Annotated in this window: 15 protein-coding genes; 13 read left to right on the forward strand and 2 right to left on the reverse strand. The window is 53.5% G+C overall.

Features of this window, described 5'->3' with window-relative positions; genetic code table 11:
• The 7 genes from SC127_RS00345 to SC127_RS00375 all read left to right on the forward strand — a co-directional run bounded on the left by SC127_RS00345 (nucleotide 1) and on the right by SC127_RS00375 (nucleotide 5,858).
• On the forward strand, nucleotides 1–1,413 hold the full coding sequence (locus SC127_RS00345) for a cytochrome ubiquinol oxidase subunit I (protein ID WP_243078978.1): 1,413 nt from the start codon (nucleotides 1–3) through the stop codon (nucleotides 1,411–1,413).
• A 1-nt stretch (nucleotide 1,414) separates the two neighbouring features.
• On the forward strand, nucleotides 1,415–2,419 hold the full coding sequence (gene cydB, locus SC127_RS00350) for a cytochrome d ubiquinol oxidase subunit II (protein WP_243078979.1): 1,005 nt from the start codon (nucleotides 1,415–1,417) through the stop codon (nucleotides 2,417–2,419).
• A 1-nt stretch (nucleotide 2,420) separates the two neighbouring features.
• Nucleotides 2,421–2,588 (forward strand): DUF2474 domain-containing protein, encoded by a 168-nt coding sequence (locus SC127_RS00355; RefSeq protein ID WP_243078980.1) that lies wholly within the window; start codon nucleotides 2,421–2,423, stop codon nucleotides 2,586–2,588.
• A gap of 178 nt (nucleotides 2,589–2,766) precedes the next feature.
• Nucleotides 2,767–3,636 carry a helix-turn-helix domain-containing protein gene (locus SC127_RS00360; RefSeq protein ID WP_332624859.1) on the forward strand — a complete coding sequence of 290 codons (870 nt, stop codon included), beginning with the start codon at nucleotides 2,767–2,769 and terminating at the stop codon, nucleotides 3,634–3,636.
• A 184-nt stretch (nucleotides 3,637–3,820) separates the two neighbouring features.
• On the forward strand, nucleotides 3,821–4,024 hold the full coding sequence (locus SC127_RS00365) for a hypothetical protein (RefSeq protein ID WP_215845634.1): 204 nt from the start codon (nucleotides 3,821–3,823) through the stop codon (nucleotides 4,022–4,024).
• A 424-nt stretch (nucleotides 4,025–4,448) separates the two neighbouring features.
• Nucleotides 4,449–5,240, forward strand: a complete 792-nt coding sequence (locus SC127_RS00370; RefSeq protein WP_243078982.1) for a siderophore-interacting protein — start codon at nucleotides 4,449–4,451, stop codon at nucleotides 5,238–5,240.
• Nucleotides 5,241–5,318: 78 nt separating this feature from the next.
• Nucleotides 5,319–5,858 (forward strand): PadR family transcriptional regulator, encoded by a 540-nt coding sequence (locus SC127_RS00375; protein ID WP_243078983.1) that lies wholly within the window; start codon nucleotides 5,319–5,321, stop codon nucleotides 5,856–5,858.
• Between the two features lie 70 nt (nucleotides 5,859–5,928).
• Here SC127_RS00375 and SC127_RS00380 read toward each other — a convergent pair whose 3' ends face one another.
• Nucleotides 5,929–6,228 (reverse strand): SelT/SelW/SelH family protein, encoded by a 300-nt coding sequence (locus SC127_RS00380; RefSeq protein WP_215845636.1) that lies wholly within the window; start codon nucleotides 6,226–6,228, stop codon nucleotides 5,929–5,931.
• A gap of 246 nt (nucleotides 6,229–6,474) precedes the next feature.
• Here SC127_RS00380 and SC127_RS00385 point away from each other — a divergent pair, with 246 nt between their 5' ends.
• The 6 genes from SC127_RS00385 (at nucleotide 6,475) to SC127_RS00410 (ending at nucleotide 13,095) form a co-directional block, all read left to right on the forward strand.
• On the forward strand, nucleotides 6,475–8,847 hold the full coding sequence (locus SC127_RS00385) for a TonB-dependent receptor domain-containing protein (protein WP_332624860.1): 2,373 nt from the start codon (nucleotides 6,475–6,477) through the stop codon (nucleotides 8,845–8,847).
• Nucleotides 8,848–8,899: 52 nt separating this feature from the next.
• On the forward strand, nucleotides 8,900–9,931 hold the full coding sequence (locus tag SC127_RS00390; RefSeq protein WP_332624861.1) for a hemin-degrading factor: 1,032 nt from the start codon (nucleotides 8,900–8,902) through the stop codon (nucleotides 9,929–9,931).
• The gene (locus tag SC127_RS00395; protein ID WP_332624862.1) at nucleotides 9,928–10,746 is read left to right on the forward strand and encodes a heme/hemin ABC transporter substrate-binding protein; all 819 of its coding nucleotides are present in this window, start codon (nucleotides 9,928–9,930) and stop codon (nucleotides 10,744–10,746) included. The genes SC127_RS00390 and SC127_RS00395 overlap by 4 nt, the downstream gene beginning before the upstream one ends.
• Nucleotides 10,739–11,728, forward strand: coding sequence for a FecCD family ABC transporter permease (locus SC127_RS00400; RefSeq protein WP_332624863.1), 990 nt, complete (start codon nucleotides 10,739–10,741; stop codon nucleotides 11,726–11,728). The genes SC127_RS00395 and SC127_RS00400 overlap by 8 nt, the downstream gene beginning before the upstream one ends.
• On the forward strand, nucleotides 11,725–12,504 hold the full coding sequence (locus SC127_RS00405; RefSeq protein WP_332624864.1) for a heme ABC transporter ATP-binding protein: 780 nt from the start codon (nucleotides 11,725–11,727) through the stop codon (nucleotides 12,502–12,504). Before SC127_RS00400 ends, SC127_RS00405 begins: the two co-directional genes overlap by 4 nt.
• A 96-nt stretch (nucleotides 12,505–12,600) precedes the next feature.
• A complete protein-coding gene (locus tag SC127_RS00410) occupies nucleotides 12,601–13,095 on the forward strand; it encodes a CinA family protein (RefSeq protein ID WP_215845641.1) in 495 nt (164 codons plus the stop codon).
• 91 nt (nucleotides 13,096–13,186) lie between these two features.
• Here SC127_RS00410 and acuI read toward each other — a convergent pair whose 3' ends face one another.
• A complete protein-coding gene (gene acuI, locus SC127_RS00415; protein ID WP_215845642.1) occupies nucleotides 13,187–14,170 on the reverse strand; it encodes an acrylyl-CoA reductase (NADPH) in 984 nt (327 codons plus the stop codon).
• Between the last annotated feature and the right edge of the window lie 294 nt (nucleotides 14,171–14,464).

Genomic DNA, 14,464 nt, shown 5'->3' on the forward strand with positions numbered 1-14,464 from the left:
ATGTTTGGATTAGATGCCTTTCATCTGGCCAGGATACAGTTCGCATTTACTGTTTCCTTCCATATTATCTTTCCCGCCATCACCATCGGCCTGGCCAGTTTTCTGGCAGTGCTCGAAGGTATGTGGCTGAAATCCCGTAATCAAACTTATCGCGATCTCTATCATTTCTGGTCCAAAGTCTTTGCCGTGAACTTCGGTATGGGCGTGGTATCCGGTTTGGTGATGGCGTATCAGTTCGGGACTAACTGGAGCGGCTTCTCGCAGTTCGCGGGCAGTATCACCGGTCCGTTACTGACCTATGAAGTATTAACCGCATTCTTCCTTGAAGCGGGCTTCCTTGGAGTGATGCTGTTTGGTTGGAACCGCGTGGGTCCGGGCCTGCACTTCTTTGCCACCTGCATGGTTGCACTCGGCACCATTATCTCCACTTTCTGGATATTGGCGTCTAATAGCTGGATGCACACGCCGCAGGGTTACATCATCGAAAACGGTATTGTGATCCCGCAAGACTGGTTCAAGATTGTCTTTAACCCATCGTTCCCGTATCGATTGTTGCACATGTCTACAGCGGCATTCCTTGCCAGCGCCTTCTTTGTTGGCTCTTCGGCTGCGTGGCATTTGCTGAAAGGAAATGATAATCCAGCCATTCGTAAAATGTTCTCGATGGCGCTGTGGATGGCGCTGATTGTGTCGCCAATTCAGGCGATGATCGGTGACGCGCACGGCTTGAATACGCTGGAGCATCAACCGGCAAAAATCGCTGCCATTGAAGGCCATTGGGAAAACCCGCCAGGCGAAGCCACGCCGCTGATCCTGTTTGGCATCCCGGATATGGAAGAAGAGCGCACCAAATATGCGCTGGAAGTGCCTTATCTTGGCAGCCTGATCCTGACGCACAGCCTGGACAAGCAGGTTCCGGCGCTGAAGACTTTCCCGAAAGAGGATCGTCCGAACTCCACCGTGATTTTCTGGTCGTTCCGCGTGATGGTCGCGATGGGGCTGCTGATGATTACGCTTGGTGTGGTCAGCCTGTGGTTGCGTTTTAAAGGTCGCTTGTATGAGTCGCGTCCCTTCCTGTGGTTCGCCCTGTTCATGGGGCCGAGTGGTCTGTTGGCTATTTTAGCCGGTTGGTTCACCACAGAAATTGGTCGTCAACCTTGGGTAGTTTACGGCGTGCAGCGCACCATTGATGCGGTCTCCGCGCATGGCGACCTGCATATGAGTATCAGCCTGCTGGCGTTCATCGTGGTCTACTGCTCGGTATTTGGTGTCGGCTATCACTACATGATGCGTCTGATTAAACAGGGTCCGATTACTGGCGAAGGTCACGTGGTTGAACACGGTGGTCCGGGTCAGAAGAAAACCCCTGCGCGTCCGCTGTCTGCAGCAACGCATAAGGAAGGAGACCACTAAGATGATCGATTTCTCTATTATCTGGTTCACGATTATCGTCTTCGCCACGCTGATGTACATCGTGATGGATGGCTTCGATCTCGGTATCGGCATTCTGTTCCCGTTCAACAAAGATCCGGTTGAGCGTGACATGATGGTGAACACCGTTGCACCGGTTTGGGATGGTAACGAAACCTGGCTAGTGTTGGGCGGCGCGGGCCTGTATGGCGCGTTTCCGCTGGCGTATTCGGTGATTGCCGATGCGTTGTCGATTCCATTGACTGCCATGTTGATTGGCCTGATTTTCCGGGGCGTGGCGTTTGAATTCCGCTTCAAGGCAACTGAAGAGCACCGCGCATTCTGGGATAAATCTTTTATCGCCGGTTCGCTGTTAGCCACCTTTAGTCAGGGCGTAGCAGTCGGTGCGATGCTGAACGGCATTCCGGTTGAAGGCCGCGCTTTCGCCGGTTCAGCAATGGATTGGTTCGCGCCATTCCCGCTGTTCTGTGGTGTGGGCTTAGTGGTGGCGTATGCGCTGCTGGGCTGCACGTGGTTGATCATGAAAACCGAGAACGAGCTGCATCGTAAGATGTCAGCACTGGCGACACCGCTGGTGATTACGCTGTTAGTGATTGTGGGCATTATCAGCTTGTGGACGCCATTCTCGCATGCCGATATCGCGCATCGCTGGTTCAGCCGTCCGAATCTGTTCTGGTTCCTGCCCGTTCCAGTACTGGTGCTGCTTTGTTCATGGGGCATCATGCGGGCTATCAAGCGTGAAGCGCACTATTCGCCGTTCCTGTTAACACTGGCGCTGGTTTTCCTGGGCTTCTCCGGTTTAGGCATCAGCATCTGGCCAAACATTATTCCGCCGTCGGTCTCCATCTGGGCGGCAGCATCACCGCCGCAAAGCCAGGCATTTATGCTGGTGGGTAGCCTGCTGATCATTCCAATGATCCTGGGTTACACCTTCTGGAGCTACTACGTGTTCCGCGGGAAAATCAAAGCAGACGAAGGATACCATTGATATGCAAACCGAGGTCAGCAGCACGAAAACCCACAATGAGACGAAAGCCCCATGGTGGAAACGTATAATGTGGCTGGTGATCATCTACGGCGCAAGCGTGCTGGCACTTGGTGTGGTGGCATCACTGTTTCGTATGATGATGACAGCGGCAGGTATGCGAAGTCATTAAACGAACTCTGCTGTAAAGGCTGGCTCTGCCAGCCTTTTTTAATTAGTACCCTAAGCAATTAATGCGATTTATGCTTGAGAAGCCTACGGTTTCTTTACCCTTCCTTACATTCTTTATACGTTTTTGTTATTCTTTTGTGACGAATCTCGCAGTACAACTCACTTCGACGTAAACCACCATGCTCAGCCTGACCCTTAAGAAACAGTACATCAACGATTTGGTGGACTGGATAGAGGCGAATCTGACCGACGATCTCAACATCGATCTGATTACCCTGAAATCTGGTTACTCTAAATGGCACATGCAGCGCATGTTCAAAGAGATGACCGGACAAACGCTGGCGGCTTATACGCGCAAGCGCCGTTTAACCCTGTCTGCAATGGCGCTGCGTTTAACCCGGATGCCGCTGATCGACATTGCGGTGCGCTTTGGTTTTGATAATCAGCAGAATTTCACTCGCGTATTCAAGAACCATTTCTCCGTCACGCCAGGTGCATTTCGCCGTATTCCCGATCTGCCGGTGAAGCATTTCCACGGTCGCATACCGGTGCGTTCACCCATTGAGCAGGCTGAATTGGTGATGCGTGAAGACGATCTGCAATTGTGTGGTGAAGTGGTGGAATGGGAATGTAAGTTTGGCGATTATATTCACGACAGCGAGCAGCGTGTTGCCGAGCAGGCGCGGCATTTTGTCCGTTTCGCTGGGCAATATGTCGAACGCGGTTGGCTCGGTTTTCAATACAGCCCGGGCAATTCTTCCGCTGAACAGCAACATATCAGTCTGTTTCAAGCCCTGGAAAGTCAGCATGCTGAAAAGCTGAGTTCGCAAGTCGTGAACTGGACGGCGAATCGCGGCCTGTATGCGATGATCCGCTGGAGTGGTACACCGGAACAGCTCACGCGTTTTATCTCCGATATTTATTACCTGCACCTGCCAGCACTGGGTGTGGCGCGCCGTCCGGGTAAAGATTTGCTGCGTTTAGATCTTAAAGCCTCCAAGCCAGATTGGCTGATCGGCGTGTTCGCCATTCCGGTAACAAAAGACTAAATGCATAATTCGTGCGGTAATCTGTGACTAACCGCACGATTTTATAAAAAAATCGCCGATTCTGGCGTAAAATTCTCTCTTGAAACCCTGACGTTGTGCATTCATCGGGCAACCATCCTTCAGGGCTGGAATATTCATCTGCAATTCAGGCCGCTTCCGGCTAAAAATGATAAAGACCTCAACTATGCGACTCTCAATGTTGTTCCTTGTTACGGCGCTTTCTGCCATCCCAGCTCTTGCTATGGCGCAGATGGCTGAACCTTTTAATCCGCCTGCTGGGCTGCACCCGCATTCGCAGGGTACTCAGCATGAAATTCTGGGTGATGGTCAGTTGCCGCAACACAGTCAGGGTAATCCCGCTACAGCAGGTTTTGCCGATACGTTTTAATCTGACAGAAAACGCGCGCGTACAAACGTGATATGTGCTTTAAGCTTCGCTTCAGGCACATACGCATGAACGGCTTTTACCTGAGTCCTGTTACGCGTTCATCTGTTATTAGCGAGCCGTAAATCAGGCTTTCTGACCCGCTTTTCTGTACTTTTTTTCTGTACTTCGACGCGCTTCTCCTCCTCTCTTTAAGCCGCCTCTTCCTGCGTCACTTCACACCTTTTATTGCGCTTCTCCCAATTCATAAAATATGTTTTAGGCGTGCCGATCGCATTTTTCGTCATTGTGGTTAAGATATATCATAGCTATCTTACTGGCGTTAGATGAGAATGATTTTGATTTCATAACCAGAAAATGGGTTGCGGTGGCTAGCGGTGTAATGCGCTGTGGTGCTGACAATCTGCATCGTGACAGGAGCTGACTTTTGCGAGATAACAAGAAAGAGATTCCAGGCCGTGCGCCACAGCGCGTGCGCAACGAATTACGTTTTCGCCACATCACCGTGACGAGTAAAACCAAGGTCGCCAATCATTTCTGGCGCATCGTTTTTAAGGGTAGCGATCTGGCTGGCTTTAACTCGCCCGGTTTTGATGATCACATCAAAATCTTTTTCCCTGAAGCGGGTAGCGGCGAGTTAGCGCTGCCGCAGATGACTGATGAAGGCATCGTATGGAAAGAGGGCGTGCGTCCTCCGGCGCGTGATTATACGCCGCTGGAGTTTGATGGTGAATCTTCCCTCACCATCGATTTTTATATTCATGAAAGCGGTGTCGCCAGCGATTGGGCAACGCGAGCAAACATTGGCGACACGCTAATCATGGGCGGCCCGCGTGGTTCGCTGGTGGTTCCAACGGATTACGCTTTCCAGCTTTATGTCTGTGACGAAACCGGTTTACCGGCTTTTAAGCGTCGTAAAAAAGATCTGCAGGCTGAAGCGCTGCATCTTTTCGCTTACACCGACGAGCAAACCGGGCGCGGTTATCTGCCGGATCTGGCCGAGGTGAATGTCAGCTGGCTCGGTAACGGCACCATGCAAAGTGAAAACCTGGGCACGCTGATCGCCGCGCTGGACAACATCGCTATTCCGCAGGATGAGTCTTTCATCTGGCTGACCGGTGAAGGCAATTTCGTCAAAACGCTCAGCGACTATTTCACTGTAGATCGCGGTATCGATCCCGCTTACGTACGTGCCGTTGCCTATTGGCACCAGAAGTAGCGCTCCCCGCCGCCTGTGTTGAATTTTGCCAGGCGGCAGACTACTATCAACCTCCTTTTCCCCATCTCCAGGCAGGCAATGAAACAGGACTCAGCATTCTCATGTCATCGCGACAGCGCACCGCGTTCAGGAAGCTGTGGCGGGCGTCGTAAACGTCGGGAAAAAATGCTGGATGCCAGTGATATTCGCCTGTTGATGCTGCACTTTCTTGGGCAGAATGCCGCGCACGGCTACGAACTGATTAAATCAGTTGAGGAACTGTCCAAAGGCGAATATTCCCCCAGTCCCGGCATTATTTATCCGAATCTGACGCTGCTGGAAGAGATGGACGCCATTCGCGTGGTTGATGCGCAGGCATCACGTAAAGCTTATGCGTTAAAGGCGGCCGGACGTGCATTGCTGGAAGAGAACCGCGAGCATATCGCTAGTCTGATTGAACGCTTAACGTCGCTGGCGATTTTGGTGAATAATCGTTCTATTCCTGATGTTGATCAGGCGATCCATCAGATGAAAGCGGCGTTAAATAGTCGTCTTTCGCAGGAAGATATTTCAGAAGAGACGTTGCAGAGCATCATTTCAACCCTCAACGAAGCGGCAAAAAAAATCACAACCAGCTGATTAACACGTCTGGTTGTGATCTCTCTGTTTTTAGCGCTGCACTAAGTAAATCTTCTCATTCACCTCAATGTTATGCGTTGGCGTCAGGCTTTTTCCTGTCAACGTGCCCCAGCGAGCGCTCTGGAAAACAGTAATCGCGCACCCGCTGTTTCAGCATTGAAGCATCGGGGAAGCCACCATCGCGCTTGCGCTCCCACAACAAAAAAGTATCGACCTTAATTTCAAATATCCCGCCAGTGCCTGGTTTCAGCGTCACCGACGCGAGATCGTCGGCAAACGTGTGCAGCAGCTCTTGCGCCATCCATGCTGAACGCATTAGCCAGTTACATTGCGTGCAGTAATGTATTTCGATGGTCGGTTTCGGCGTCATGGGGATTACCTCAATAAGATGTTGATTATTCACTTAGAAGTGCAGATTAACAAAATGTGCGCTGTAAGAACCCTCTTAATGTAAATGCTATTGATAATGATTACCACTTGCATTAGATTCTCGGCAAATAATTCATACCTAAAAATAAGTTCAATTTTTTTATGGCTTTATTGTGCGAAGCCATCTTTTGATACTGTCTGCAAGCGTGTGAGCGAATACTAACAATTAATCAGGACTTTCGCGCTCATGTCACTACTTTTTCAGGGAATTACGCCACAGCGGCTGTTTAAAACGGCGCTGATCGCCTCTGCAATTCATACAGCCTGCGGCTACGCCGCCAGCTCGGATCCTTCGGTTCTTGCACTTTCAGCCAGCAAAAGCAGCAGCAGCGAACCGGTAATGACCGTTAACGCACCCCAAGACGAAAAACGGGCGGGCAGCAAAACCTCGCTCTCTGCGGCAGAGCTGCGTCAGCGTGGCGCAAACGACTTTGGTTCTATCATGCGTTACGAACCGCTGATCAGCGCAACCGGCTCCAGCGGCGGTTCGTCTGCTGGAAAAAGTGGTTTCGACCGCGCGGGTTATACGGGTTACAACATTCGTGGGCTGGAAAGTAACCGTGTAGGTCTGGACGTAGATGGCATTCCGCTGCCGCAAGCCACCGGACGCAGCTATGTTGGACGCGCCGGCCTTGACAGCTTTGGCATCGGTCGTGATTACATTGATCCCTACATGTTTGGCCGCATCGACATTGAAAAGGGCGCAACGGCGGTCGATCAACCCAACACCTCAATCGGCGGCAATGTCTCTTTCCGCAACAAAACAGCGGATGATTACCTGCGTCCGGGTAAGGAAACCTACTTCGGTTACCAAAGCGATTATGACTCTTCGAACCGTAGCTGGCACAACGGCATTACCGCTGCGGCGGGCGATGACGAGCTGCGCGGTATTTTCGTTTACAGCCGTCGCGACGGGCAGGAAACCGAAAACAACAGCGGCGAGCTTGACGCTTACCCAGCGAACTGGCACTCCGATGCCTTTATGACTTCCGGCATCTGGCAACCCAATGATGAGCACAAACTCAGCGCGACGCTGGATTACTACCACAAAACCAATCATTCGCATTACGACAGTTGGGATACATCCGGTAATACCGTTTGGGGCACTGCGCAGCAGCAAAGTGACACGCGCCGTTTCGGCGCGAGCCTGAGTGATGAATACACGCCGTATAACAATGTTATCGACAGCCTGATCACGCGCGTTTACTGGCAGAAAACTGAAGCGCATGACAACACCTACATGCCGTCGAGCGCCAGCGCCTATCAAACGGTTTACTCCGATTACAACAGCGATACTTATGGCTTTGACACGCGGCTGGCGAAGAGTATAGGTCGTCATGAACTGAGCGGCGGCCTTAACGCACGCCTGATTGACACCGAACGTCCGTTCCGCCAATCGCCTACGCCAAGTGTTTATAGTGTGATCATGCAGCCGCAGGCCAACAGCCGTAGCTACACGGTGGGCGGTTACGTACAGGATAAGATCAACGTTGACTTCGACAGTCATAATTTCGCGGTGATTCCGGGCGTACGTGTGATGTACCAGAACACCAAGCCGCGAGATGTCTCCACCTTGACCACCAACAGCAGCGCGCTCGACTCCTCAGACGTGTCAGCGCTGTACGGATCTGCGAACACCGATACACAGGTTCTGCCGTCAATTGCTTTCCAATATGATCTGACACCAACGCTAATGACCTATCTGCAATATAGCCGTGGCGCGCAGTTCCCGAATGACACCCAGCTGTATGGTTCGTGGAACCTGGGTTCCAGCTATGCCGGCACAGCGCAATATGCGTTGATAGGTAATCCCGATCTTAAAACCGAAACCAGCAATAACTACGAATGGGGCGTGAAAGGTCTGTTGACCGAAGGCGTCAGCATTAACGCGGCTGCCTTCTATAACGACTATAAAAACTTCATTGCCTTTACCCGTTACACCCGTTCAGGCAATCCCGATAAATTCGTTAATGTACCGAGCAACATCTACACCACTTATGAAGCTGAGAACCGCGATAAGGCATACATTTACGGTGCAGAAATCAGTAGCAAAATTAACTTCGGCACCTGGTTCCAGCAGGTCGATGGTCTGAGCGCCAATCTGGCCTTCGGTTACACCCAAGGCGCAGCGAAGTCGAGCTACCTTGGCGACCGTTATGTCGATCTGGAGAGCGTAGCGCCGATGAAAGCCATCGTTGGCCTGGCGTGGGATGACGTTGATCGCGGTTATGGTGCGGCAGTCACCGCTACTTTCGTGAAAGGCAAGAAAGCGACAGCGACGAACCGGGAAAGCTTCACCAATACGGGTAACGCCATAACGGATTCCAGCACTGATTATATGCGTGTGCCGGGTTATGGCATGGTGGATATGACCGCGTACTGGAACGTCACTAAAAACGTTAAGTTGAGCGGCGGCCTCTATAACCTCACCGATCGTAAATATTGGGATTACCTCAGCAGCCGTGAGTTGACCAGTGATTCACAACAGGATCGCAACGATCAATCGCTGGCGGTGATGCCAGGCCGCACCTTCCAACTGGGTGTTAACGTCGACTTCTGATAATAATTTAGCCCTGCGATAAAGCAGGGCACATTCATGGGAACAACGCGCAATGAACCAGACTTACCAACACTATTTAGCCCTGAAGGGTGAACAGCCGAAGAAGTATGCCCGCGATCTGGCAGCGCTGATGGGCATCAGCGAAGCACAGCTCTGCGAAGCGCGTATCGGGCACGACGCGCAGGCGATAAAAAGTGATTTCCCGGCGCTGCTGGCTGCGCTGGAAGCGGTCGGTGAAACCAAAAGCATCACCCGCAATGAATATGCGGTACATGAGCATCTCGGAGAATATAAAAATCTGCATTTAGGCGGTCACGGTGGTTTGGTTCTTAATCCACGCGCGTTGGATTTGCGCCTGTTTCCGTCGCAGTGGCAGAGCGCGTTCGCATTGCGTGAGCAAACTGCGCATGGCGAACGCCAAAGCATTCAGATCTTTGATCGCCACGGCGATGCCGTGTTGAAAGTCTATATGACTGACAACAGCGACAAAGCCGCGTGGCAGGCATTGATCGCGAATTTTGCTCAAGAAAATAGCGCACCGATTAGTGTTCAGCCGTTTACGGTTGCGGAACGCAATCGCAACGTTGATGCAGCAGCTATCGACAACGAATGGCGCGCGATGACTGACGTGCATCAATTCTTTGGCCTGTTGAAGCGTCACAACGTCTCGCGCCAGCAGGCATTCCGCGCTGCGGGTGACGATCTCGCCTGGCAAGTCAGCAATGATGCGCTGGCGAAAGTGCTGAATCTGACGTTGCAGGATGCCAATGAAATCATGATTTTTGTCGGCAATCGCGGCTGTACTCAGATCTTTACCGGCGTTGTAGAAAAACTGATGCCAATGGAAAACTGGATCAACATCTTCAATCCACAATTTACGCTGCACCTGATGGAAAACCACATTAGCGAAAGCTGGGTAACACGCAAACCCAGCGGCGATGGTTTTGTCACAAGTCTGGAACTGTTCGCCGCCGACGGCACGCAAATTGCGCAGCTGTATGGTCAGCGCAGCGAAGGCACGCCGGAGCAGGCGCGCTGGCGTGAGCAAGTCAACTCGCTGCGTGCGGCAGGAGACGCCGCATGAAATCGCTGTTATTGATGGTGCTGGTGGCGCTTCCCTCGTTTGCGACGGAGCGGGTGGTGTCGATTGGCGGTGACGTCACACAAATCGTTTATGCGCTGGATGCTCAGCAAAATCTGATCGCCCGCGACAGCACCAGCCAGCAACCGGCGCAGGCGAATAGATTGCCCAACATCGGCTATATGCGCCAGCTCAACGCCGAGGGCATTCTGGCGCTGAAACCGACGTTGGTGTTAAGCAGTGAGCTGGCTAAGCCTTCGCTGGTGTTGCAGCAAGTGGAGCAAGCGGGTGTGAAAGTGGTGGAGATAACCGGCGAAAACAGCGTGCAAGCTATTCCGAAAAAGATTGCTGCCATTGGCAAAGCGCTGAATCGTGAAGCTCAGGCACAAACCCTGGAAGCGCAGGTTGAGAAGCAGCTGGCGCAACTTCCGCAACAGACATTACCGGTCAAAGTGTTGTTTATCATGGCGAACAGCGGCATGAAATCACTGGCGGCGGGTAATCAAACTGCTGCAGATAGTGCCATTCGCAGTGCAGGCTTGGTGAACGCCATGGCTTCAGTACCGCATTATCAGGCGCTGTCACAGGAAGGCGTGGTCGCTGCTGCGCCCGATTTAGTGGTGATTGGGGATGACGGCCTGAAAGCGTTCGGCAACGAAGAGAAACTGTGGCAGCTGCCGGGGCTGGCACTAACGCCCGCCGGGCAGCACCACAACCTGCTGGTGATCGATACCATGGCGCTGCTGGGTTTTGGTCTGGATACGCCGCAGGCTATTGTCAAATTGCGCCGTGCGGCAGAAGCCATCCGGCATGATTAATCTGCGCTGGCTGCTCTTGATGCTGATCAGCATGTTGGTGGCGATGGTGATTGCGGCGAATCTCGGTGCCATGTCGCTGTCGCTGCGTACGCTGTGGCAAGCGCCGCTCAACGATATCAGCTGGCAAATCTGGCTGAACATTCGTTTGCCGCGCGTGTTGCTGGCGGTGCTGTTGGGTATGGCGCTGGCGGTATCGGGTGCAGTGATGCAAGGGCTGTTTCGCAATCCGTTGGCCGATCCCGGATTGCTTGGCATCAGCAGCGGCGCGGGTTTAGCGGTGGCGCTAGCCATCGTCATCCCGCTGGCGCTGCCAGCAATGTTAGCGATGTGGCTCCCGACAGTCGCTGCGTTTCTTGGCAGCCTGTTGGTGACGCTGCTGATCTTCAGCTTTAGTCGTCTGGCGCGCGGCAATTTGTCGCGGTTGCTGCTGGTCGGCATTGCCATTAATGCCTTGTGTGGTGCAGCGGTCGGCGTGCTTTCATGGCTGAGCAACGATCAGCAACTGCGTCAGCTTTCGCTATGGGGCATGGGAAGTTTAAGTCAGGCGCAGTGGCCTTCGTTGTTGGTTTGTGCGCTGTTGATTGTGCCAGCGCTGCTGCTGCTGCAGACGCGTGCGCGTCGCCTCAACTTGCTGCAACTGGGTGAAGAAGATGCGCATTACATGGGTATTGATGTCAAACGCACCCAGCGCCAACTGCTGGTGCTCAGCGCGTTACTGGTTGGCACCGCCGTATCGGTCAGCGGGATTATCGGTTTTGTTGGCTTAGTGGTGCCACATGTGATGCGTTTTTGCCTGGGCAACGATCACCGCTGGATGTTGCCGGGCTCGGCGCTGGCAGGCGGTATTCTGTTGCTGCTGGCGGATACGCTGGCGCGCACGGTGGTGATCCCCGCTGAAATGCCGGTGGGATTACTGACCAGCCTGATTGGTGGCCCCTGGTTTCTCTGGTTGATCCTGCGCCAGCAGCGAGGAATGGAATGATGAAGCAGCTTCAGGCTAGTGGACTGCATTTTGCGCGCGGCTCACGGATGTTGATCGATAATCTGGATGTCACGCTTAACGCCGGTGAAATGGTGGCGCTGATCGGCCCCAATGGCGCGGGGAAATCAACGTTGTTACGCCTGTTAACCGGTTTCCTGCCCCCGGATCGTGGGGAATGCCGCCTTGACGATCGCCCGTTAGATCAGTGGCCGCGTGAGCAGCTGGCACGACGACGCGCGGTAATGCGTCAGCAAAACACCATGACCTTTTCGCAATCGGCGGCGTCAGTGGTGGCAATGGGTCGCGCGCCCTGGCCATCAACGCAGTCGGCTGCGATTGTTGCAGAGGTGATGATGTTGACCGGGTGTGATGCGCTGGCGCAGCGCGATTATCGTCAGCTTTCCGGCGGGGAGCAGCAGCGCGTGCAGTTGGCGCGCGTGCTGGCGCAGCTGTGGCAGGATGGCGCGCCGCGAGGCTGGCTTTTTCTCGATGAGCCGACTTCGGCCTTGGATCTGTTCTGGCAGCAGCAGACGCTGCGCTTGCTGCATAAACTCACGCGCAAAAGTGACTTTAGCGTCTGCGCCGTGCTGCACGATCTCAATCTGGCTTCGCTGTGGGCCGATCGTATTTTGCTGCTGCATCAGGGCAAATTAGTGGCGCAGGGCACACCGCAGCAGGTGATGACGGAAGCAACCCTGATGCGCTGGTATCAGGCTGAATTGCAGGTAACGCCACATGCTGAAAGTGGACGACCACATATTCAGCTGCGGGTTTAGGCCGTTTCGCTTATAAAACATTACCTTGTCTTAGCTGCCAACTGTTTTTTTTCAGCCATACTTTTCTCTAAACAGTCAATAAACAGGGAGAAAACGATGGCGAATACGCTAAACGAGGCTGCTGAAAAGTTAGGTAAAATTTTATTATCTTCTGGTCTGCATCTTGCCACCGCAGAATCTTGTACTGCCGGTCTCATCAGCATGACGCTGGCGGCGGTTGAGAACAGCGGCAACTTTTATACCAGCGGTTTTGTCACCTATAGCGAGAGCGCAAAAGTGCGTTTGCTGGGTGTGAGCGAAAGGGTGCTTGAACAATACACCGCGGTGAGTGAACACACCGTACGCGAGATGGCGCAGGGGGCGTGCGATCGGTCCAAAGAGCCCGTTAGTTTGGCCATCAGCGGCTATGCAGGACCTGACGGCGGCGAAGATGGCACGCCCGCAGGCACCATTTGGGTCGGTTGGAAACTGGCGAACGGCGACATCTACGCGGAATGTCAGCAATTTGACGGCGAACCAAAAGAGGTGATGGAGCAGGGCGCGCTGTTTGCTATCAACGGTTTAATCAAACGCCTTCAACCTTCCCGCTGAAGCCAGAAAAATGCGCCACATTCAGGCGCATTTTTACGAAACCATTATTGCTGTGAAGGGTTAACAGCAATATGTGGGCAACCGCAAAGCCTCAGCGGCAATCGACAATCAACCGACCGCGCACTTTACCTTCCAGCAGATCGTGCGCGCCTTGTCGCGCTTCACTCAACGGAATGACGTGGGTAAATTTGCTGAGCTGCGTGGTGTCGAGGATTTCGCCAAGGCGTTGCCACGCCTGCTGGCGCAGCGCTTTAGGGCACATTACGCTGTCAACGCCCGCTAAGGTGACGCCGCGCAAGATAAACGGCGCCACGCTGGTGGGCAGATCCAGACCTTGCGCCATGCCGCAAGCGGCGACCACGCCGTCGCGCTGAGTTGCGGCTAGCACATTGCTTAAGGTATGGCTGCCGACGCTATCAATCGCCGCCGCCCAGCGCTCTTTAGCCAGCGGTTTGCCGGGCTCTGCCAGTTCAGCGCGATCGATAACTGACGATGCGCCGAGTGTAGTGATCAAATACTCTTCGTCGCTGGCGCGACCGCTGGACGCGATGACGTTAAAACCGAGTCGAGCCAGCAAGTTGACGCTGAAGCTGCCCACGCCGCCGCTGGCACCTGTCACCAATACCGGGCCATGATCGGGTTTAACGCCCTGTTTCTCCAGCGCCAGCACGCACAGCATTGCGGTAAAACCTGCGGTGCCGATCGCCATGGTTTGCAAAGGGCTTAGCGTGCTCGGCAGCGGCACTAACCAGTCGCCGGATACGCTGGCTTTTTGCGCCAGCCCGCCCCAATATTTTTCTCCAACGCCCCAACCGGTGAGTAACGCAACGTCATCGTGTTGCCAGTCGGGATGGCGGCTTGAGGTTACACGACCAACAAAATCGATGCCGGGTACCATCGGGAATTGACGCACGATAGGGCCTTTATTGCAGATAGCTAAGGCGTCTTTGTAGTTCAGAGTGGAGTAGCTAACGTCGAGTGTGACGTCTTGATCGGGCAGTTGTGATTCGGGGAGATCTTTCAGCAGTGAACGGTAACCTTGTTCGTCATTTTCAATGACCAGTGCCTTAAACATGCAGCCTCCGGCAGGTTTGGAAAGAGATCATCGAGTTTACGCTTCCATGGCGGATTTCGGTAGGGATTGGCGTCGTTAATCTCAGCGTCGCGCCTTTAACGTGAGGCGTCGTCTGTCCCCCATCCCAACCTTCCCCCGTTTTGACGGGGGAAGGAGACGCTGCCACATGCCGCTTCCTCACTAACATATAGCAGCATCTTCCTCCTCCACGTGTGGGTAAGGAGACGCTGCCACAAGCCGCTTCCTTACTAACATATAGCAGCATCTTCCTCCCCCACATGTGGGTAAGGAGGC

The sequence above is a fragment of the Pantoea sp. T14 genome (genome assembly GCF_036663535.1).
GTDB classification, from domain to species: domain Bacteria; phylum Pseudomonadota; class Gammaproteobacteria; order Enterobacterales; family Enterobacteriaceae; genus Pantoea; species Pantoea phytostimulans.

What these genes read in the sequence shown, in the direction of transcription:
- SC127_RS00345 (WP_243078978.1), top strand. Translation starts at nt 1, where the DNA reads ATGTTTGGATTAGATGCCTTTCATCTGGCCAGGATACAGTTCGCATTT.
- cydB (WP_243078979.1), top strand. Translation starts at nt 1,415, where the DNA reads ATGATCGATTTCTCTATTATCTGGTTCACGATTATCGTCTTCGCCACG.
- SC127_RS00355 (WP_243078980.1), top strand. Translation starts at nt 2,421, where the DNA reads ATGCAAACCGAGGTCAGCAGCACGAAAACCCACAATGAGACGAAAGCC.
- SC127_RS00360 (WP_332624859.1), top strand. Translation starts at nt 2,767, where the DNA reads ATGCTCAGCCTGACCCTTAAGAAACAGTACATCAACGATTTGGTGGAC.
- SC127_RS00365 (WP_215845634.1), top strand. Translation starts at nt 3,821, where the DNA reads ATGCGACTCTCAATGTTGTTCCTTGTTACGGCGCTTTCTGCCATCCCA.
- SC127_RS00375 (WP_243078983.1), top strand. Translation starts at nt 5,319, where the DNA reads ATGAAACAGGACTCAGCATTCTCATGTCATCGCGACAGCGCACCGCGT.
- SC127_RS00380 (WP_215845636.1), bottom strand. Translation starts at nt 6,228, where the DNA reads ATGACGCCGAAACCGACCATCGAAATACATTACTGCACGCAATGTAAC.
- SC127_RS00385 (WP_332624860.1), top strand. Translation starts at nt 6,475, where the DNA reads ATGTCACTACTTTTTCAGGGAATTACGCCACAGCGGCTGTTTAAAACG.
- SC127_RS00390 (WP_332624861.1), top strand. Translation starts at nt 8,900, where the DNA reads ATGAACCAGACTTACCAACACTATTTAGCCCTGAAGGGTGAACAGCCG.
- SC127_RS00395 (WP_332624862.1), top strand. Translation starts at nt 9,928, where the DNA reads ATGAAATCGCTGTTATTGATGGTGCTGGTGGCGCTTCCCTCGTTTGCG.
- SC127_RS00400 (WP_332624863.1), top strand. Translation starts at nt 10,739, where the DNA reads ATGATTAATCTGCGCTGGCTGCTCTTGATGCTGATCAGCATGTTGGTG.
- SC127_RS00405 (WP_332624864.1), top strand. Translation starts at nt 11,725, where the DNA reads ATGATGAAGCAGCTTCAGGCTAGTGGACTGCATTTTGCGCGCGGCTCA.
- SC127_RS00410 (WP_215845641.1), top strand. Translation starts at nt 12,601, where the DNA reads ATGGCGAATACGCTAAACGAGGCTGCTGAAAAGTTAGGTAAAATTTTA.
- acuI (WP_215845642.1), bottom strand. Translation starts at nt 14,170, where the DNA reads ATGTTTAAGGCACTGGTCATTGAAAATGACGAACAAGGTTACCGTTCA.